The organism is Atopobium sp., assembly GCF_034113385.1.
Taxonomy (GTDB): Bacteria; Actinomycetota; Coriobacteriia; order Coriobacteriales; family Atopobiaceae; genus Atopobium.
Window position 1 is genome coordinate 24,932 of sequence record NZ_JAXEXL010000003.1, and the last position, 19,629, is coordinate 44,560.

At 46.8% G+C, this 19,629-nt stretch carries 15 protein-coding genes, 1 tRNA gene and 1 pseudogene; 8 read left to right on the forward strand and 9 right to left on the reverse strand.

Annotated elements, in window-relative coordinates; translation table 11 throughout:
- Positions 1-3: 3 nt before the first annotated feature.
- The 5 genes from SPD80_RS00960 to SPD80_RS00980 all read right to left on the reverse strand — a co-directional run bounded on the left by SPD80_RS00960 (position 4) and on the right by SPD80_RS00980 (position 4,591).
- Positions 4-1,050, reverse strand: coding sequence for a rod shape-determining protein (locus SPD80_RS00960; RefSeq protein ID WP_320605590.1), 1,047 nt, complete (start codon positions 1,048-1,050; stop codon positions 4-6).
- 69 nt (positions 1,051-1,119) lie between these two features.
- The gene (locus tag SPD80_RS00965) at positions 1,120-2,526 is read right to left on the reverse strand and encodes a tetratricopeptide repeat protein (RefSeq protein ID WP_320828047.1); all 1,407 of its coding nucleotides are present in this window, start codon (positions 2,524-2,526) and stop codon (positions 1,120-1,122) included.
- Positions 2,527-2,566: 40 nt separating this feature from the next.
- Positions 2,567-3,115 (reverse strand): peptidylprolyl isomerase, encoded by a 549-nt coding sequence (locus SPD80_RS00970; RefSeq protein ID WP_320828049.1) that lies wholly within the window; start codon positions 3,113-3,115, stop codon positions 2,567-2,569.
- A 159-nt stretch (positions 3,116-3,274) separates the two neighbouring features.
- Positions 3,275-4,489 carry a zinc ribbon domain-containing protein gene (locus tag SPD80_RS00975; protein ID WP_320828050.1) on the reverse strand — a complete coding sequence of 405 codons (1,215 nt, stop codon included), beginning with the start codon at positions 4,487-4,489 and terminating at the stop codon, positions 3,275-3,277.
- Between the two features lie 25 nt (positions 4,490-4,514).
- A tRNA-Arg gene (locus tag SPD80_RS00980) sits at positions 4,515-4,591 on the reverse strand.
- A gap of 138 nt (positions 4,592-4,729) precedes the next feature.
- Here SPD80_RS00980 and SPD80_RS00985 point away from each other — a divergent pair.
- The 7 genes from SPD80_RS00985 to aroQ all read left to right on the forward strand — a co-directional run bounded on the left by SPD80_RS00985 (position 4,730) and on the right by aroQ (position 12,822).
- Entirely contained in the window at positions 4,730-5,593 is an 864-nt protein-coding gene (locus tag SPD80_RS00985; protein WP_320828052.1) for a prephenate dehydrogenase, read from the forward strand.
- Positions 5,590-6,672 (forward strand): 3-dehydroquinate synthase, encoded by a 1,083-nt coding sequence (gene aroB, locus SPD80_RS00990; protein ID WP_320605580.1) that lies wholly within the window; start codon positions 5,590-5,592, stop codon positions 6,670-6,672. The genes SPD80_RS00985 and aroB overlap by 4 nt, the downstream gene beginning before the upstream one ends.
- Before the next feature lie 10 nt (positions 6,673-6,682).
- Positions 6,683-7,999, forward strand: coding sequence for a 3-phosphoshikimate 1-carboxyvinyltransferase (aroA, locus tag SPD80_RS00995; protein ID WP_320828054.1), 1,317 nt, complete (start codon positions 6,683-6,685; stop codon positions 7,997-7,999).
- A gap of 2 nt (positions 8,000-8,001) precedes the next feature.
- Positions 8,002-9,171 (forward strand): chorismate synthase, encoded by a 1,170-nt coding sequence (gene aroC / locus SPD80_RS01000; RefSeq protein WP_320828055.1) that lies wholly within the window; start codon positions 8,002-8,004, stop codon positions 9,169-9,171.
- 9 nt (positions 9,172-9,180) lie between these two features.
- Complete coding sequence (locus SPD80_RS01005; RefSeq protein ID WP_320828056.1) at positions 9,181-10,335, forward strand: bifunctional chorismate mutase/prephenate dehydratase; 1,155 nt, start codon at positions 9,181-9,183, stop codon at positions 10,333-10,335.
- Positions 10,335-11,663 carry a shikimate kinase gene (locus tag SPD80_RS01010; RefSeq protein WP_320828058.1) on the forward strand — a complete coding sequence of 443 codons (1,329 nt, stop codon included), beginning with the start codon at positions 10,335-10,337 and terminating at the stop codon, positions 11,661-11,663. The genes SPD80_RS01005 and SPD80_RS01010 overlap by 1 nt, the downstream gene beginning before the upstream one ends.
- Positions 11,664-11,832: 169 nt before the next feature.
- Positions 11,833-12,822 carry a type II 3-dehydroquinate dehydratase gene (gene aroQ, locus SPD80_RS01015; protein WP_320828059.1) on the forward strand — a complete coding sequence of 330 codons (990 nt, stop codon included), beginning with the start codon at positions 11,833-11,835 and terminating at the stop codon, positions 12,820-12,822.
- A 3-nt stretch (positions 12,823-12,825) separates the two neighbouring features.
- Here the strand turns inward: aroQ and nrdG are convergent, their stop codons facing one another.
- Positions 12,826-13,374, reverse strand: a complete 549-nt coding sequence (gene nrdG, locus SPD80_RS01020) for an anaerobic ribonucleoside-triphosphate reductase activating protein (RefSeq protein ID WP_320828060.1) — start codon at positions 13,372-13,374, stop codon at positions 12,826-12,828.
- Positions 13,375-13,464: 90 nt separating this feature from the next.
- Positions 13,465-15,690 carry an anaerobic ribonucleoside-triphosphate reductase gene (nrdD, locus tag SPD80_RS01025; protein ID WP_320828062.1) on the reverse strand — a complete coding sequence of 742 codons (2,226 nt, stop codon included), beginning with the start codon at positions 15,688-15,690 and terminating at the stop codon, positions 13,465-13,467.
- A gap of 417 nt (positions 15,691-16,107) precedes the next feature.
- Here nrdD and trpS point away from each other — a divergent pair, with 417 nt between their 5' ends.
- On the forward strand, positions 16,108-17,160 hold the full coding sequence (gene trpS / locus SPD80_RS01030) for a tryptophan--tRNA ligase (protein WP_320828064.1): 1,053 nt from the start codon (positions 16,108-16,110) through the stop codon (positions 17,158-17,160).
- Between the two features lie 180 nt (positions 17,161-17,340).
- Here trpS and SPD80_RS01035 read toward each other — a convergent pair whose 3' ends face one another.
- Positions 17,341-18,912, reverse strand: a complete 1,572-nt coding sequence (locus tag SPD80_RS01035) for a YfcC family protein (protein WP_320828065.1) — start codon at positions 18,910-18,912, stop codon at positions 17,341-17,343.
- Between the two features lie 435 nt (positions 18,913-19,347).
- Positions 19,348-19,629 (reverse strand): annotated as a pseudogene (locus SPD80_RS01040) (aminotransferase); the annotation flags it as partial.

Below are 19,629 nucleotides of genomic sequence, written 5' to 3' on the forward strand. Positions count from 1 at the left end.
GGCTTACTGGCCTGCGCTCTGAATAAAACCACCCGACAAAGCATTGGCGTCAAGAACGCGGGCGCAACCATTAACTACGTTCTCTAGAGCTGTAGGGCTTACGTTTACAGGAACGCCTGTCTCATCACGCAAACGAGAATCAAGACCACGTAACAGGCCACCACCACCAGTGAGCAAAATACCGTAATACATAAGGTCACTTGCAAGATCTGGAGGCGTAACATCCAAAGCATCCTTAACAGCTTTGGTAACCTCGTCCAAAGGCCTATCCAAGGCACGACGGATTTCCTCAGATTCAATACGAACCGACTTAGGAAGACCATTAATAACATCGCGGCCATTTACTTCAACATCAAGCTCTTCTCGCAAAGGTGCAGCAGAGCCGACCTTAATCTTAATGTCTTCTGCGGTGCGCTCACCAATGGATAGATTGTATGCATCACGGACGTGCTCAAGAATGGTTTGATCAAACTCATCGCCCGCAGTACGAATGGATTGTGAGACAACAATGCCACCCATCGCAATAACAGCAACCTCGGTAGTGCCACCACCAATGTCTACAACCATGGAACCTGTTGGATCCTCAATAGGAAGATCAGCGCCAATAGCTGCGGCCATAGGCTCCTCAATAAGGTAAGCCTGTCGAGCACCAGCAGAAATAGTTGCCTCAAATACTGCGCGCTTCTCTACTGAGGTTACACCAGAAGGAACGCATACAACAACACGAGGACGTGGTGACCATGGGTAGTGACGAGAACCTCGAGCCTTCTCGATAAAATAACGGAGCATGACCTCGGTTACGTCAAAGTCTGCAATAACGCCATCTTTAAGGGGGCGTACGGCCATGATGGAACCGGGGGTACGTCCAACCATGCGCTTTGCATCGGCACCAACTGCCAATACACGCTCGGCATCCTTATCAATAGCAACAACGGAGGGTTCATTTAAAACAATACCCTGCCCGCGGACGGATACCAGCGTGTTTGCAGTACCTAGGTCAATGGCAAGATCGCCGCCATATTCACCAAATAATGAATCGAAAAAGGACATGTTGTTGTATCCTTCAGACGTATTTTACAAACGTACGTGCCTAAACAACTTAAAACACTTTGTACTTTACTACTTGTTAGAACTTGATGCCTCGGTGCTTGCTGCTTCGGTAGAAGTGGCTGGTGCACTTGTAGCATCAGACGTTGCGACCTCTGTGTTAGAGCTGGTAGCAATGTTGTTGCCATTACTTGCCTGAGAAGCATAGCTTGTGGTAACAGCCGTTACTTTCCAGGAGATACCATCACGAATAAGGTCAATGGTGTAATCCTGAGTACCACCCTCTACAAGCGTAGCAGTTACATACACCTTAGAAGAGCTCATGGAACGATCAACACCAGCAATGGAAACCTTGGCACCTACCGGCAAGCTTGAAACAATTTCTGACTGCTGATCAGCAGAAAGTGAACTGCTCAGATACTGTGTAGCCTGACCGGTGCTAGAGACAGAGTCAAACATTTGGGTAACAACGGTTTCTTGTGTAGGATACCCATATCCCTTATAGAAGGCTACGCCACCTGCGGCTGCTGCCAGCAACAACAAAATAAACAAGGTAATAAAAATCTTACGACCAATATGGCGATGCTTGCGACGTACCTTACGATTGCCCTTCTCTGCCTCAATAAGATCAGACTCACTTACCGAGAAGAAGCCTGTATCCTCAGGAGAAGGCATCATTTCACCTGATTTGCCCAAAGGATCAAGTGGGTCATATGAACTTGCGCCGGCATAACCAGCAGCCTCCAAAAATGCATCTGTCTCGGAAGGCTGTGTACCCGTAAGAGCACTTAAGGCCTTTTGAGCGGCAGCATACGCCGCTTGCTGCTCATCAGTAAGTTCATAACTACCATCTGCGAGCGCATGACCAAAGGCATCAAGAGCTTCAGACATACGATTAGCGGCAACATAGGCATCACCGAGCTGAGCATAGATTGCATTTTGATTAGCTAAAGGTGTAGAGAAGTCAAGTGCCGTACGATACGCCTCTACTGCATCAATAGGACGTCCAAGCTGCATAAAGCAGCCACCCAAACTCGTAAGAGCACTTGCAGGATTGGGGTTTGTCTCATCAATTGCAGCATTACGGTAGGCAATACCAGCATCACGCACATTACCCAAAGCTAGTTGAGCAGCGCCAAGTGCAGCATGAGCCTTGTATGGAGTTGTATACTCAGGGTCTTGCAAGGCTTTGGTAAGAGCATCTACTGCTTCTTGATTGCGACCAGCGGCCAATAAAGCACGTCCTTGGTTACAGAACAAAGCACCACGCTTACCATAGGCCTCGTCACGCAAGGCATCAGAATATGCCTGAGCAGCTTCATCAAAACGACCAAGCTTCATCAATGAATTACCTTTTAGATGATCGGCTGCGCCAAATAACTCGCCTGGATCCTTAACGGCTGCCATTGCAAATACAACAGAAGACCAATCTTTGCGCTGATATGCAGTACGAGCTGCTTCAAATGCTTGCTGATCCATATTGCTCCTTCGATTATGCTACAAAAACAAGGGCGTAGAGCTATGCCTTGTCATGCTCAATACGAACAGATTCAATGACATCTCCCGCACGCAAAGATGCAATAACATCAAATCCATCTATGGTTTGACCAAAAACAGTGTACCCACTATCCAAATTGTGCTGAGGACCCAAACAGAAATAGAACTGCGAACCTGCAGAATCAGGCATCATGGAACGTGCCATAGCTAAAGCACCATCCTCATGACTGTTACGAGGATTTGTGTCATACTCATGTTTGATGCAATAGCCAGGACCACCTGTGCCAGGCATACCAAATTCACCAGACTTACCCGCAGCTACTTCCTCGCCAGTAAGATCGCGCGTATTGGGACAACCACCCTGAATAACAAAACCTGGAACATAGCGATGAAACTTCAAGTCATCATAAAACCCAGATTCTGCCAACTCGCACAAATTGCCAACATGAATGGGTGCACCGTCACCGTCTAGCCTCACGCGAATCGTACCCTTGCTGGTAGTAAACACGGCAACCTCATCACCAATGATGTTGTACTGAGGCGTATGTAGTGGATCTCCAAACAAACTCATTTGGGTCACGCTCCTTCACTATAGCTATCTGAATTAGTTTACCAGCACATAAAGCTGTTCACACTTTGAGCAGAACGTCCCTAACAAACACGACGAAACACGACGGGTTTATCGAGAAACACGTCAAGCGAGCATAAAAGCATAAAATGCAAGGTAAACCTAAGATTCTGGATTCCAATTTGCATAGTTTTGTTCAAAAAGTGACTTATATGCTTCTTGACTTGACCCGTTTTGAGATGAACGAAGAATCGACATAATGTCAGATTTATCGGCAGACGGATTGTTTGAAGCTACTACTGCCTTCCATGCCTTATTTACAATGTCTAAGCGGTTGCGTAAGTAGTTTCCTAACGTAGTCACCTGGTTAATCTGGGTAACGTACGTACCTGTAGTGGTATCCAGTGCCTGAAGCTCTGCAATAAGATTGCTGGTTTGATATGAAAGAGACGTTGCCTCATCTGCTGCCTTTTTAATAGCGTCTGAATCCGAACTAAACGCTATGGAGCTAAACGACTCCACGTTTTCATCGGTTTTCTTAGCAAGGCTGCCCAGTTTTTTATAATGTTCCACGAGCTTTTTATAGGTTTGCTCGTCACCTGACTCCACCTGTGTGGTAGCTGCTGCTGTATCCGAATCTTGGCCCGCAAGCTTTTCCTTAACGCCAGGAAAACCTGCCTTAGAAATGTCCTTCTCTGTAGTGTTTTGCTTTGTGTAGCCATCTGGAGCCCAAGGGTGCGTAAAGTACAAAACAGCAACACCCACTAACAACAAAGAAGCTAGAGCAGCAGTAACCACCGTGCGAAGGCTTGGAAGTTTTTCAAACGCATAGCCATTCTTAGAGTTTGCAGGCAGTGCGCTTGCAATGCGAGGAATGGCATTTGTTTGTTCTGCCTCAGCTACCGCTGACTCATCATCTTGATCTTTGAGCCCCTCTGAGATGTCGCTCTCTTCAAGGGATGGGATGTTATTAAGCGGTGAGCTGGTACTCGATTGTTTTGGTGGTAATGTCGAGTCCCCCACTGAAGGCACCTTTCCAAGTAAGGTGGCATGCGTGGACTGTGCTGACGTGTTAGCTTGAGCTTGCGCTGCATCCGCTTTATCCGCTTGTGCTGCATCCATACTCATCGTATCCGTATGGACACGCTGGGGTTCAGCAGGCGTATAAGAAGAAACAACTTGTGTTGGCTGCCTGCTAGTCACCGGCATGCCACAAGAAGGACAAGTGTGCATGCCGTCTGGAACCAAAGCTCCACAAGTCTTGCAATAGGTGCCATCCAACTTAGGCAAACTCATAGTAAGGTCCAAGGTGGAATGACATGCCGGACAAACCGACAAACCATCAGCGATATGTGTGCCGCAATAAGGGCAAATCACGTAAGTCCTCCAGCAAACAAGCAGATGGTGCCCTCAGTGGGGATCGAACCCACGGCCTTTCGCTCCGGAGGCGAACGCTCTAATCCACTGAGCTATGAGGGCAGGTAATAAATAAGTATACCCCGAGAAATGTTACACCAACGTTTACGATACGCAGACCAGAACATTTGTGCATGAAATCCGTAGTATTATTTGATAACCATACAGATTTTATGACAATTTTTGCAGATAGAGAGTGTAATGACAAAAAGTTCTCACACACATACCGTAGGCATTTTGAGTCTTGGTTTAATTGGCGGCTCGTTTGCAAAAGCCTTTGTACGCGGCGGCTATACCGTATATGCCTATGACGTCGCTCGCTCTATCCTACACGAAGCACTGAACGACGGCATCACTGGAGAACTTAACGACAAAACCATTGGAGCGTGCGAGCTTATTGTACTAGCAGGCTATCCCGAAGTATGCGAACGCTGGCTTAAGGCTCATGCCTCTTTAATTGCACCAGATACGCTTGTTATAGATACCGCTGGCGTCAAACGCTCTTTGTGCAAGACCTGTGCCCATATTGCCGCCAGCCACACGTGGACTTTTATTGGCTGCCATCCCATGGCAGGAACTCAGTTTTCTGGCTACCGTCATTCACGCGCCAGCATGTTTGTAAATGCACCGTTAGTTGTTTGTTTGCCAGAGGTGCAGACGCACCATTCCCATGAGGAGTTGCTTAATCGTTTACGTACCCTGCTTGAACCCTGTGGATTTGCTTCTTTTACCTGCGCTACACCAGACTTTCATGATGAGCAAATTGCCTATACCAGCCAACTTGCGCATGTGGTTTCCAATGCCTATGTTAAAAGTCCCGCTGCGCAAGCTCATAAGGGCTTCTCGGCAGGGTCATACAAGGATTTAACGCGCGTGGCACGGCTTAATGCAGCCATGTGGACCGAGCTATTCCTCGATAATGCAGATAACCTATCCCATGAGATAGAAACCCTCATTCAAAACTTACAAGCCTATAAAGACGCACTTGATGCAGGTGATGCCACCATGTTGCAGGCATTGCTTGCAGAGGGCGACCGTCTTAAAAAGGAAGCCGAGGCTCGATGAATACTATCGTTGAGGTCACTACCCCATCAGCAAGCTACAACGTCCATGTAGGCACGCAGCTACTTGCACACGTAGGCAGCATAGTGCGCAACGTCAATGCTGGCACGCGCGCGTTTGTTATTACTGACAGCAACGTAGGACCACTGTATTTGGAAGGCGTTACGCATTCGCTCAGTAACGCTGGCTACATGGTTTTCTCGGCAGTCTTTGAAGCTGGTGAGAAATCCAAGCATTTTGGAACGCTATCTACTCTGTTGGAAAGCGTTGCTGCAGCAGAACTCTCACGCAAGGATGTCATTGTTGCATTAGGCGGCGGTGTATGCGGAGACATGGCTGGATTATGCGCAGCTTTATATTTACGTGGCATAGACGTAGTACAAGTTCCCACCTCGTTACTTGCTATGGTTGATTCTTCCGTTGGAGGCAAAACTGCTATTGATCTGCATGCGGGCAAAAACCTTGTTGGAGCTTTTTTACAGCCTCGAGTCGTCATTGCAGACGTTAATGTATTAAAAACCATATCTGCTGAACTATTTTGTGATAGTACCGGAGAGGTTATTAAGCATGCCGTATTAGCAGATCAAGCATTGTTTAATCAGCTTATGCGCACTCCATTACTAACAGCTGACTACAACACACAAGAACTGATAGACATCATTGCACGCAATGTGAACATTAAACGTGCCATTGTACAAGCAGATGAAAAAGAACAGGGCGTGCGCCAAAAGCTTAACCTTGGCCACACGATTGGTCATGCCATTGAAGCTGCTAGCAACTTTACCCTCGGTCATGGCAGTAGCGTTGCCGCTGGTCTGTGCTGCGTCGTACGTGGTGCCGCCAAACTTGGTTGGTGCAACCCCTCCTTGCTGGAACCTATTGAGCGCATTGTTCAGGCTCATGGTCTGCCCACCACTACCAATATTGACCCTGCCATCTTGTTTGAATTTGCTACACATGACAAGAAGCGCACGGCACAAAGCGTTAATCTTATACTGCCAACCACCATTGGTGCAGTCACAATACAAACGATTTCCTTGACTCAATTGCATCAGCTTATTGATGCAGGCTGTGGCAAGTAAAAGGAGCATGATGGACGTCAACATTATCCCCCATGAGCTTACTGGCTCCATTAACGCAATCTCATCCAAGTCGGTTGCTCATCGCTTGCTTATCTGTGCCTCGCTGGCCGATAAACCCTGCACTATTGCATGCACCACTACAAGCGCCGATATCATGGCAACCGTAAGCTGTCTTTGTGAATTGGGTGCCCGTATCACTCGAACACAAACGGGATTTAGAGTGGTTCCCATTAAGCAACGCGGATGCCATTTTTGGACGCCACGAGCAAAGCTTGATTGTCGTGAATCTGGTTCTACCCTCCGCTTTTTATTGCCAGTGATTTGTGCGCTTGGTAACAATGCAGCCATTTCTATGAGTGGTAAACTGCCTCAACGCCCACTCTCTCCTTTGTACGAGCAGCTTATTGCGGCGGGCGCAGACTTAAGTCCTCAAGGCACCGTACCCTTTATGGTTTCTGGTTCCATGCGTGCCGGCATTTTTAGAATCCCCGGTAATGTCTCTTCCCAATACATAAGTGGTCTACTTATGGCCGCGCCACTTTTGACAGATACCCTGCAAGTTGTAGTTACAGAACCTGTAGAGTCTCGCCCGTATGTCCAACTCACCATTAATGCCATGAAGCAATTTGGCGTAGCTGTATATACGGAACAAACGGTTGAATTTGATCAAAAGGTCACCATATACACAGTAGATGGCTCTTCTCGCTACAGTTCCCCCGAGTCAGTCTACGTGGAAGGAGACTGGTCAAACTCAGCTTTTTGGCTATGTGCAGCAGCATTAGGTGGTGCAGGCATAGCAGTCAGCCAGCTCAACCTCTCCAGTGCGCAGGGTGATCGCGCCATCATGGCAGCACTTGCCCGTTTTGGCGCACGCATTTCTCGTAAGGGCAGCTCTGCCATTGCTCTTGCCGACCATATTGATGGCTGTGTATTGGATGTGGCAGACTTTCCTGATTTAGTTCCTCCTTTAGCTGCTGTTGCAGCACTTGGCACGGGAACTACTCAGCTTATAGGTGCTGGTCGTTTACGTCTTAAAGAATCAGATCGCCTACAGACGGTATGCAATGGTCTCAATGCACTTGGCGCACATATTCGCATTCAAGATGATGGTCTTATCATAGAAGGCGTCCCTCAACTCGCGGGTGGCGTCGTTGATGCAGCCAATGATCATCGCATTGCTATGATGGCCGCCATTGCTGCCACACGTTGCACAAACAACGTACTCATTCGTGGTGCGCAGTGCGTCAACAAATCATACCCGCACTTTTTTGAGGACTACGTACAGCTTGGTGGCACTATCGAGAAACTCGAGGAGGCGCAGGACTAACCATGGCATCTATGTTTGGCACAAGCGTACGCGTAAGCCTTTTTGGACAGTCTCACTCCGATGCTCTTGGCGTTTGTGTAGAAGGCCTGCCTGCTGGCTTTTGCCTTGATCAACAGGCTTTAGCCGCCTTTATGGCACGACGTGCACCTGGACAAGGCACATGGTCTACACCGCGCAAAGAAGCAGATATCCCTCATTTTGTATCTGGTCTTAACCCCGATGGCTATACCTGCGGTGCTCCCCTTTGCGCACTTATCAAAAATACCAATACGCGCTCGGCAGACTATGACACGCTCAGGCGCATTCCTCGTCCTGGTCATGCAGACTTTCCTGCGCAGCAAAAATGGCTTGGATTCCAAGATGTTGCTGGTGGTGGACATTTTTCTGGAAGGCTTACCGCAGCGCTTTGCGTTGCTGGCGGCATTGCACTACAGATGCTTACACAAGTAGACATTACCATTGCAGCTCATCTTAGTGAAGTTGCAGGCATTGCAGATGACAGCTTTGCCGCATATACCAATGATGCAAGCTCTTTACAAACACTCAGCAATCAAATGCAGGCGCTCCACGATGGACGTACGTTCCCTGTTCTTAATGACGAAGTCAGCGCACACATGCAACAAGCCATTGCTCAAGCGCGTCGCACACACGACTCTGTAGGCGGCATTATTGAATGTGTTGCGACAGGCCTGCCTGCAGGGGTAGGTGGACCTTTGTTTGATGGCATAGAATCTGCCATTGCGCGTATTGTTTTTGGCATTGGGGGCGTAAAAGGTCTTGAGTTTGGTCGTGGCTTTGCAGCCTCTTCCATGCGTGGCTCCGAACACAACGATGCGTATCGCATGGACCAAAAAACCGTTATTCCTACCACCAACAATGCAGGAGGTAACTTAGGTGGTCTTACCACGGGTGCCCCCGTATTATTTAGGATGGCCATAAAACCAACGTCATCTATTGGTCTTGAACAAGACTCTGTGGACATGAAGCAAAAAACCAATGCTCAGCTTAATGTAGTTGGCCGCCATGATCCTTGTATTGCTCCGCGCGCGGTGCCCGTAGCAGAAGCTATTATGGCTCTTGCTCTTTTAGATCAGCTCATTTCTTACCCAGCACAGCAAACCTATGACACGTTTGCAAAAACTATTGCCACTCAAAAACAGTCAAACTTATAAAGGTTACGTATGCACGATCTTTCCAACATCCGTCAGCGCATAGACGAAATTGACGACAACATTATTGATTTATTTGTACAGCGCATGCAGTGCGTTTCTGAAGTATCGGCATACAAAGCTGCGCACAACTTACCAGTGTTAGACCCCAGTCGCGAGCGTGCAAAACTCGCGTATGTGGCCTCACAAGTTCCTGATGAGCTCAAAAGTTATAGCCAGGTGCTTTTCTCGCTCCTTATGGAAACAGCCCGCGCCGCTGAGCATGCTCAGTTAGACGCGTCCGCAGGCACTGCCTTGTTGGGTGAGGAAATCTTAGCGGCACAGGCTCACACACAAGATCTGTTTCCACAGGCAGCCCATGTTGCATGCCAAGGTGTTGAGGGTGCCTACTCTCAGGTAGCCACCGATAAGCTGTTCAGACACCCTACCATATCCTTTTTTAATACCTTTGAAGGCGTATTTAATGCTGTTGAACAGGGTTTTAGCCGCTACGGTGTCATTCCTTTAGAAAACTCAACTGCAGGCTCTGTCACACAAGTGTATGACCTCATGATGAAGTATGACTTTCATATAGCGCGCACGCTGCGCCTTAAGGTTGACCACTGTGTTTTGGCAAAACCTGGCACCCGCATGGAAGACGTTACTGATATTTACAGCCATCCACAAGCAATCGCGCAGTCTTCCGAATTCTTGGACGCGCACAAAAGCATAACCGTTCATGTTGTCGAGAATACCGCAGTAGCTGCACAGCTTGTTGCTCAGTCACCGGACAACACAAGCGCCGCGCTGTCGAGTCGCTGGTGTGCTGACCTCTACGGGCTTACCACGTTGGCAAAAAACATACAAGATAAAGGCAACAACTATACGCGTTTTGCCTGCATAAGCAAGGGCCTTGAAGTCTATCCTGGCGCTGATCGTAGCTCTCTTATGCTGGTTGTTGGCCATGAGCCTGGTACTTTGTATAAAGTGCTTTCCCGATTTTATGCTTTGGACATCAACATCTGTAAACTAGAAAGTCGCCCCATTCCAGAACGTGACTTTGAGTTTATGTTCTACTTTGATATTGAATGCCCTGTTGCCGCTCCTCAATTTAGTACGCTTATGAATACTCTTAACGATGTATGCGAAGAGTTTCGTTACTTAGGAAGCTACTCGGAGCTGGTGTAATGGCAAAACAAAACCACAGCGTTGCTCATACTTCCCCACAGACAACCTCACTCATAACCCCGCATACACCCTTTGGACTTATTGGGCGTAAACTTGCACACAGCTGGTCTTCCAAAATCCATGCGCAACTAGGAAGCACCCCGTATACACACTATGAGCTTGAACCTAACCAGCTAGAAGCATTTATTGCATCAGACGTATGGCAAGGCCTTAATGTAACCATTCCCTATAAGGTTGACGTTGCTCGATTGGCTGACAAAGTCTCTGATGCTGTGCAAGCAGTTGGCGCGGCTAATACTCTTATGCGTCTTCCCCATGGTGCGCTCTATGCCGAGAATACCGATGTACAAGGCTTTGATTGGATGCTTGAGCACTTTTGCACAACCCAGTTAGACACTGCTCATGCTGCAACGCTTCTTGCACACAAAAAAGTACTCGTATTGGGGAGTGGCGGCGCCTCACGTGCCATTTGTTATGTGCTTAAGCAGCTACGCGCATTGCCCGTTGTGGTTTCTCGTACGGGAAGCACTACCTATACCAATCTTTTACCACAACACCAAGATGCGGTACTCATAGTAAATACCACCCCTGTTGGCATGTATCCGCACGATAACAACTCACCCTTACATATATCAACCCTTCAGGCACTTCCCCAGCTTAAAGGTGTATTGGATATTGTCTACAATCCTTTGCATACCTACCTTTGCCAGCAGGCACAACAACTAGGCATTCCTGCTCAAACGGGCTTGTCCATGCTTGTGGCACAGGCTTGGGCTTCCTCAAAACTATGGCAGCAGCGTGAACTGCCCAAAGATTGCATCGAGCATATTGAGAAGGACCTCCAACAGCATATTGCAAACATTGCTTTTATCGGCATGCCTGGTTCAGGAAAAACCTCTACTGGCAAAAGGTTGGCTCGCCTGCTTAAGCGCCCCTTTGTTGACCTTGATAACGCAGGTGCGCTCGCCTGCGGAATGCCCGTAGCAAGCTATATCAATCGCTTTGGCGAAGATGCCTTTAGGCAGATAGAAACAGAGGTTCTCGCACAGTATAGCCATGAATCTGGCCTTATTATTTCTTGTGGTGGCGGCGTAGTTACTCGCCCAGAAAACTACAATTTGCTGCATCGCAATTCCGTTGTGGTGATGATTGACCGTCCACTCAATGAGCTGTCTGTTGAGAATCGGCCATTATCACAAACACGAGGCATCCAAACGCTGGCAACCCAACGAATGGATTTATATTACAGCTGGTCAGACCATGTAGTACGCACTACCGGGTCTGCTCAAACGGATGCCGAAGCAACAAAGCGTTTGCTTGGCCTTTAAACAAGTAATCCGCCACAAAATCATCATTGCATATGCCACTTACGGAGAGCTGAACGCAACTCATAGATGCGCGCAGCTCTTACCTAAGATACCGTGCAATACTTATTGCTTAACAAAACGGCACCGCAAGGGTAAGGAAGGATGTAGCGGGAAGTTCCCGAAAGCAATTATGAACTACGCAAACGTCGCATCGCATATTTTGGACAACATTGGTGGAAAACAAAACGTACTCACCAGCACTATCTGCATGACACGTCTGCGTATAAGCCTGAGTAATAGCGCCTTAGTCAATGAAGACGAAATCAGTGCACTCGATAGCGTTTTGGGCATTGTTCCACGTGGTGATCATGGCATAGAAATTGTCTTTGGTCCTGCCGTTGTCGATCAGGTATATCAAAGCTTTGCGCTGCTTATTGGTACAAAAAATAATGAAGCAACTCCCCCTGAGCGCCCTCATGGTGCTATGCGTGTACATATTAGTCCTGCGCGCCGTCAATCTTTTACCGCTCAGGCACATGCTCTGATGGGCACCACAAAACAAAAAGCTCATTCTGGCACACACAACTTAGGTGATTCTGCCTCTACTGCTGCGCAAGACTTTGGTGCGCATGACGACATTTCTTCCCTTGTTGCTGCCCTTGATTCTGTGCAAAGCTCGCGCACCAATGCTTCTTTTCCTTCTGCACGCACACACGCTGCTCAAACACAAAGAGTAGCTCACAAAAAGATTTTGGTGCTTAACGGGCCTAACATCAACATGTTAGGCATCCGTGAACCTCATATATACGGTGCTCAAACCTACGCCGATCTTATCAACCTCTGTCATGATGAGGCTGGCAAACTTGGTTTTGAAGAGTGTAATTGCTATCAATCCAACCATGAGGGTGATTTAGTAGACGAGATTCAGCATGCCTACGGTATTTACGATGGCATTATCCTTAATCCTGGTGCTTACACCCATACTTCCATTGCACTTCTCGATGCACTTAAAGCGGTACAGATTCCTTGTATTGAGGTGCATATTTCTGCAGTGGATACTCGTGAAGACTTTCGCAAGGTTTCATATGTCCGCCAAGCCTGTTTTGAAACCATTACAGGTATGGGACTTGATGGCTACCGCCAAGCGATTCAATCTATGGCGCACCATTTATCCCACTAAAGCTTAATCCATACTATGCGTGCTGTAGATTTTCTCATCTTCCCATAAAACCACATGACCCGCAGCACGTGTCTTGGGAACATCTATCAATCGTTGGTTGGAAGAACCTCTAAAGCGCAGGGTAATATCGTAAAGTTCCTGTATAAACATGCCATCTACGAGCACGTCCAAACAAGCCAAAATACGATCTGTTACCTCCGTATGATGAAAGCCGCCCTCGCTAATTTCCTCAAAGGTATCACCTGTGTAGCACCAGATGCTTTTAGTGGGGAACTCACGACGAACGCGTTCAAAGAAATCTACCAACTCGCGCTGATTTTCTGGCTCCATAGGCTCGCCACCCAATACGGTAAGCCCTTCAATCCAGCTAGGACGCAAACTCTCTATGATGGTATCTGCAACTTCTTCTGTAAATTCTTCACCAAAATGAAAGTCCCATGTTTTGGCATTAAAACACGCTTTGCAATGCCTGCGACATCCAGAAACAAACAAGCAGGTACGCACGCCTGTTCCATTTGCAATATCTGAATATTTGATACCAGCGTAATGCATGGTGAAGTCCTTTACATACGTTGAACGTATCGGTATAAAAATGCGAGCCACGTTAGTAGCTCGCATTATTTGGTATACCAGCTACACCGTTTAGAGATGAAGAACACGATCCTTAATCTCTTCAGTACGTCCCTGATTCCAGAACTGAGTGCCAATATAACCACAAGTACGACGTGCTACATTAAGCTTGTCTTGGTTACGGTTTCCACAATGTGGGCACTCCCAAACGAGCTTGCCATCTGTATCTTCTACGATGGTAATCTCACCGTCATACCCACACACCTGACAGTAATCACTCTTAGTATTGAGCTCCGCATACATAATGTTGTCGTAAATAAAGCGCATGACACTTACGACAGCTTCAAGGTTATCCTGCATATTAGGAACTTCAACGTAACTAATAGCCCCGCCAGGAGACAAGCGTTGGAACTGGCTTTCAAATGCAAGCTTCTTAAAGGCATCAATGTTTTCCGAAACATGAACGTGATAGCTGTTAGTAATGTACCCGTGGTCAGTAATATGAGGAATAACGCCAAAGCGACGCTGTAATGCCTTCGCAAACTTATAGGTCGTAGACTGTAAAGGAGTGCCATACAGAGAATAGTCAATATCCTCAGCTTCCTTCCATTCTGCGCACTTATCGTTCATGTGCTGCATGATAGAAAGCGCAAAAGGCGTAGCTTCAGGATCCGTATGAGAATGACCAGTCATAAAGCGCGTAGCCTCATACAAGCCAGCATACCCCAAAGAAATAGTGGAGTAGCCACCGTACAACAGCTTATCAATGGGTTCACCCTTAGCAAGACGCGCAAGTGCGCCGTACTGCCATAAGATAGGCGCCGCATCAGAAAGTGTTCCCAATAGACGTTCATGACGGCAGCGCAAAGCCCTATGGCAAAGTTCAAGACGCTCGTCAAAAATCTCCCAAAAGCGATTCATATCTCCGCCAGAAGACAAAGCAACGTCAGGAAGATTAATGGTTACCACGCCCTGATTAAAGCGACCATAGTATTTAGGCTTCCCAGGAACGTAGTTCTTAGCACGGGCAATGTTATTAAATCCACCCTCAGAACGATCTGGCGTTAAAAATGAACGACAACCCATGCAGGTAAAGGTATCTCCTTCACCTTCCTTCTCGCCCGTGGAAAGCTTATACTCCTTCATTTTCTTCTCGGAAATGTAATCGGGTACCAAGCGTTTTGCCGTACACTTAGCAGCCAACTGCGTTAAATAGAAGAATGGCTGATCAGGCTCAATGTTATCTTCCTCAAGTACATAAATAAGCTTGGGGAATGCAGGGGTAATCCATACGCCTTGCTCGTTGCGAACGCCCTCATAGCGCTGGCGCAAGGTCTCTTCGATAATAAGAGCCAAGTCCTTCTTGGTGCGCTCATCCTCAACTTCATTAAGATACATAAAGACGGTTACAAAAGGCGCCTGACCATTTGTGGTCATCAGCGTTACTACCTGATATTGAATGGTCTGAACACCACGACGAATCTCGTCACGAAGACGCTTTTCTACAATCTCTTGTAGCGTCTCCGCCGCAGGCTCTACACCAAGGCTATTGAGCTCATCAATGACTTGCGAGCGAATCTTTTTACGAGAAACGTCCACAAACGGAGCAAGGTGCGACAAAGAAATAGACTGACCGCCATACTGATTGGAAGCAACCTGAGCAATAATCTGCGTTGCAATATTGCAAGCGGTGGAAAAGCTGTGAGGCTTTTCTATCATAGTGCCTGAAATAACTGTACCGTTTTGCAGCATATCTTCCAGATTAACCAAATCACAGTTATGCATATGTTGTGCATAATAATCTGCATCATGGAAGTGGATAATACCTTCATTATGAGCGGCTACCACATCCTCTGGTAGCAGCATGCGCATGGTAAGGTCCTTGGAGACCTCACCCGCCATATAATCGCGCTGTACCGAGTTAACCGTTGGATTCTTGTTGGAGTTTTCCTGTTTGACATCCTCGTTATTACACTCAATAAGCGACAAGATTTTATCGTCCGTCGTATTCTTTTGACGCTTCAAACTCTGAACGTAGCGATAAATAATATACTTACGAGCCACCTCAAAGCGATCCAGGGCCATAATCTCATCCTCGACCATGTCCTGAATCTCTTCTACCGTAACGGTGTGTCCTGCATCCTCACAGCGATCATGTACATTCTCTGCAGCATAGATGATTTGTCGCTGCGTGAGGCGCATATCAGAAGGGACTTCATTATTAGCAGCGCTAATAGCATTAGAAATTTTATTGATGTCAAAGATAACCTCAGAGCCGTTACGCTTGATAATCTTCATGGCGGGAACTTTCTTCTTTGTGTAGATTAGTCTGCCGAGAAGCGCAATGTAAGCATCGCCTTTTCGGTACTTTATATCCTACTCTATTTGGGGACGCATAATGCCCACAATTTCTTTCAGACCACAAAATATTGGTGTTATTCCGTCTGATAACCACAATATATAGTAGGTGCTGAACTGGGCTTTTACAAAGAGTTGCAGGTAGATAATTTGTGTCAAACACCGCATATTGTGTTAGATTCCTCATGGATGTACGTTTCATATCAAAAGACACAGGTGCTCTAGAGGGCTCCATACCGTATGTTCAACATATTTCATCCACTGACCTTAATGAGTACCCCTATCTATGCTGACAATAACCTTTATGCGTCAAATGCACTACACTAAACAAAATGCACCAACAACGAGAGGATTATTATGCCCAACGAGGGTAGTTACGAAGTTGCACTCAAGCGGAGCAATGCCATTCGCAATGACATAGAATCTGGCAATGTTGCACCATACACCATGCTTACTGGTGACCGTCCTACTGGGCGTTTACATCTTGGCCACTATTTTGGCACCCTTGCCGAACGCGTGCGCCTGCAAAACCTTGGTGTAGCCACCAACATCATTATTGCGGACTATCAGGTTATTACGGACCGCGATACCACAGAGCATATCCAAGACAATGTATACAACATGGTTATGGACTATCTTGCCTGCGGTATTGACCCTGAGAAGACCATGATTTTTACCCACTCTGCAATTCCTGCAGCAAACCAGCTCATGCTTCCTTTCTTGTCGTTGGTTACTGAAGCAGAAATGGAACGTAATCCAACGGTAAAAGCAGAGCAAGCCGCTTCTGGTCATGCACTCACCGGTTTGTTGCTCACCTATCCGGTACACCAGGCCTGTGACATCTTATTTTGCAAAGGCAACATTGTGCCTGTAGGAAAAGATCAATTGCCTCACATTGAAATTACCAGCAAAATTGCGCGTCGTTTTAATGAACGATATGGCAAGGTATTCCCTGAGGTATCTGGTTTACTTACCTCTACCCCCCTACTTCCTGGTCTTGATGGCCGCAAGATGTCCAAGTCTTATGGCAACGCCATCTCTCTTTGTATGACTGAAGAAGAAACCGCCAAGCTTATCAAGAAATCTAAAACGGATTCTGATCGCACTATTACCTTTGACCCTCAGAATCGTCCTGGTGTAAGCGCACTTCTTACCACTGCAAGCATTTGCACTGGTCGTGATCCCCAAGAAATCGCTGAGGAAATTGGTATGGGCGGTGCTGGCCAGCTCAAACAATATGTTACTGAAGCTGTTAATACCTACTTTGCTCCCCTGCGTGAACGTCGTCGTTCATATGAACACAATCTTCCTTACATCAAAGAAGTGCTCCATGAAGGCAATGAGAAGGCACAGGCTGTTGCCGAGAAAACCCTGGATGAAGTACGCGAAGCTATGGGCATGATCTATTAAATCAATCCCAGCAAGTTTCCAACAAATACCCTACCTACACATAGAGGCGGATGAGAGTGTCTCATCCGCCTTCTTTTCTTGAATATCTTGCCCTATAAATATGCCTCCCACTTCTTTATTCAAGAAATGGGAGGCAGTCTCAAGCCTAAAAATGGCTTATCTATACTACTTGGTAATGGCTTAGAGAACCATCATTGCAATAGTAAGGATAACGACAGAGGCCAGAGCAATAGCTGCAACAACCTTAAGAGCAAACTTAACCCATGTTGCGTACTCAATACGAGACAGAGCCAAGCCACCCATGATTGCACCATTGGTAGGAGTAATCAGGTTTACAGCACCAGAAGCTGCAGAGAAAATCATAATCATAACTGCAGGGTTGAAGCCGAGCTGCTGAGCCAGAGGTCCCATGATAGGCATGGAAACAGTTGCCATACCAGACGTGGAAGGAATAAGGAAGGACAGCAGGAAGTAGAGCAAGTAGCTACCAATGCAGAATACAACGCCAGAGGTACCAGCAAGTGCATCAGCGGCAGCATTCAAAACGTACTCAGAAAGACCAGTTGCGCCCATAACTACAGATACGCCACGGGAAAGAGCAATGATCATTACTACCGACATCATGTCGCCTGCGCCAGCCATGAACTCATTAACAATCTCATGCTCAGAAAGACCACCGATAACACCGATGACAATAGCAAGAAGCAGGAACCAAGTGGTGGACTCTGCGAAGTACCACTGACCAAGAGGAGTACCAGTTAGGAAGGAAGACCAACCAGCGTTGTCAGTCACAGAAGTGGTGAGCTCAGCCTCTACATCACCAGTGAATGCAAGGTCACCAATCTTCTTGTCCTTATACGTATTGGTGAGGTCTTCAGCCGTTACCTTAGTAACCTCTTCATGAGAAGCAGCATCGGAAACAAATACATTTACGCCAAGGTCCTCCCAAGGTACAAAGGAGATAACCATGATGATAAATGCTGCAGCAAAGACACCAAGAACAGCCTTCTGCTTGCCAGTAAGCTTAACGTCCTTATTGGCCTCTTCAGAAGCAGCGCCATAGGTAGCCTCTGCATTTGCAAGCTCAGTAGCGGAAAGCAGCGTACGAGAAGGATCTGCCTTAACACGCTTAGCATACTGAATGGTAAAGATAACAGCAATGAGGTAAGAAACAACTGCCAAAGTAGCACCAATACCCAAAACAATGGACTGGTCAACCTTAATACCAGCAGAGGTAAGAGCAGCAGATGCTACACCAGTTGCAAAGGGGTTAACGGTAGAGCCAAGGCAACCAACACCAGCGCCAAGAAGAACCATCATTGCACCGGTAAGGGTATCAAAACCAGCAGCCATCATAGTTGCAGAAAGCAGCGCATAGAAACCTACGGTCTCTTCACACATACCATAGGTGGAGCCGCCAATGGCAAACAGACCCATAAGAATAGGGATAAGAGCAATCTCGTTACCACCCATCTTACGAACAAGTACCGCAATACCATCATTAAGAGCATTGGTCTTGTTTACGATTCCAAGGAATCCACCAAGTACCATTACGAACAAGCAAACGTCAATAGCGTCTGCAAATCCCTTAGCAGGTGCCATCATAAAGTCACCGAGCGTAGCGCCGGTAACAGCTTCGGTGGTGCCTGCTACTGCAACAGTAATAAGACATACTGCAGCAAGGATAATGAAGATGATGGAGAAGGATGTAAGCATCTCCCTCTTCTTCTTAGGCTGTGCCTGGTCTGCCATGACCGTTCTCCTTTCGCGAGAAACATAAGCAACAACGAACAAATAAGGCAACGCAAACGGTGCCTATCACTGACATAATGATTTTTGCAGATTCGGTGCAAAAATGGGCAAGATATTTCTGACCGTTATCCAATAGTCGGTGAGCGTTGTTTTTTGGACAAACTTGATTTTTTAAAAAGAACGTGGTTGAGATTTATCAACTGCTTATACCTGTATTGCCAGTACACTCCCCTTATTCCATATTCTTTATCAGCTACTAAAAAACACTGATAGCCTTATTTCAGGATACTTTTATGCATAAATACTTAATTTATCTATCTTTTATTGTATAAACTATAAAAACCATTCATGGAATAATTCTTGACTTAGCCAGAAAAAATTATTTTTAATTAAAGTTTCTGGCTAAGTCTGTCTAGCACTACATACCACCTACTGTTACACATCAAACTGACTCAGTGCTTTTCCTACAAGCTCAAGACCTTTAACCAGCGTATCTTGCGAAGCACAGTAGCCCAATCGAGCACCACAGGGCAACTCAAAGCGGCTACCAGGAACAAGTAAAACACCGTAAGTATTAAGCAAATCAAGACAGAATGTCTCATCATCTATAGGAATATCAAACTGTATATACGAGGTTGATACTCCCTTTGGCGCAATCCATTTTACGCGCTGTTGCGTATCAATCCATGCTTGTGCGATGTCTCTATTTGTAAAGAG

Bases quoted from the DNA above. Each gene is read 5' to 3' on its own strand.
- nrdG (WP_320828060.1), bottom strand. From the start codon at position 13,374: ATGCATTACGCTGGTATCAAATATTCAGATATTGCAAATGGAACAGGC.
- aroB (WP_320605580.1), top strand. From the start codon at position 5,590: ATGAATACTATCGTTGAGGTCACTACCCCATCAGCAAGCTACAACGTC.
- SPD80_RS01035 (WP_320828065.1), bottom strand. From the start codon at position 18,912: ATGGCAGACCAGGCACAGCCTAAGAAGAAGAGGGAGATGCTTACATCC.
- aroA (WP_320828054.1), top strand. From the start codon at position 6,683: ATGGACGTCAACATTATCCCCCATGAGCTTACTGGCTCCATTAACGCA.
- nrdD (WP_320828062.1), bottom strand. From the start codon at position 15,690: ATGAAGATTATCAAGCGTAACGGCTCTGAGGTTATCTTTGACATCAAT.
- aroQ (WP_320828059.1), top strand. From the start codon at position 11,833: ATGAACTACGCAAACGTCGCATCGCATATTTTGGACAACATTGGTGGA.
- aroC (WP_320828055.1), top strand. From the start codon at position 8,002: ATGGCATCTATGTTTGGCACAAGCGTACGCGTAAGCCTTTTTGGACAG.
- SPD80_RS01005 (WP_320828056.1), top strand. From the start codon at position 9,181: ATGCACGATCTTTCCAACATCCGTCAGCGCATAGACGAAATTGACGAC.
- SPD80_RS00965 (WP_320828047.1), bottom strand. From the start codon at position 2,526: ATGGATCAGCAAGCATTTGAAGCAGCTCGTACTGCATATCAGCGCAAA.
- SPD80_RS00970 (WP_320828049.1), bottom strand. From the start codon at position 3,115: ATGAGTTTGTTTGGAGATCCACTACATACGCCTCAGTACAACATCATT.
- trpS (WP_320828064.1), top strand. From the start codon at position 16,108: ATGCCCAACGAGGGTAGTTACGAAGTTGCACTCAAGCGGAGCAATGCC.
- SPD80_RS00960 (WP_320605590.1), bottom strand. From the start codon at position 1,050: ATGTCCTTTTTCGATTCATTATTTGGTGAATATGGCGGCGATCTTGCC.
- SPD80_RS00985 (WP_320828052.1), top strand. From the start codon at position 4,730: ATGACAAAAAGTTCTCACACACATACCGTAGGCATTTTGAGTCTTGGT.
- SPD80_RS01010 (WP_320828058.1), top strand. From the start codon at position 10,335: ATGGCAAAACAAAACCACAGCGTTGCTCATACTTCCCCACAGACAACC.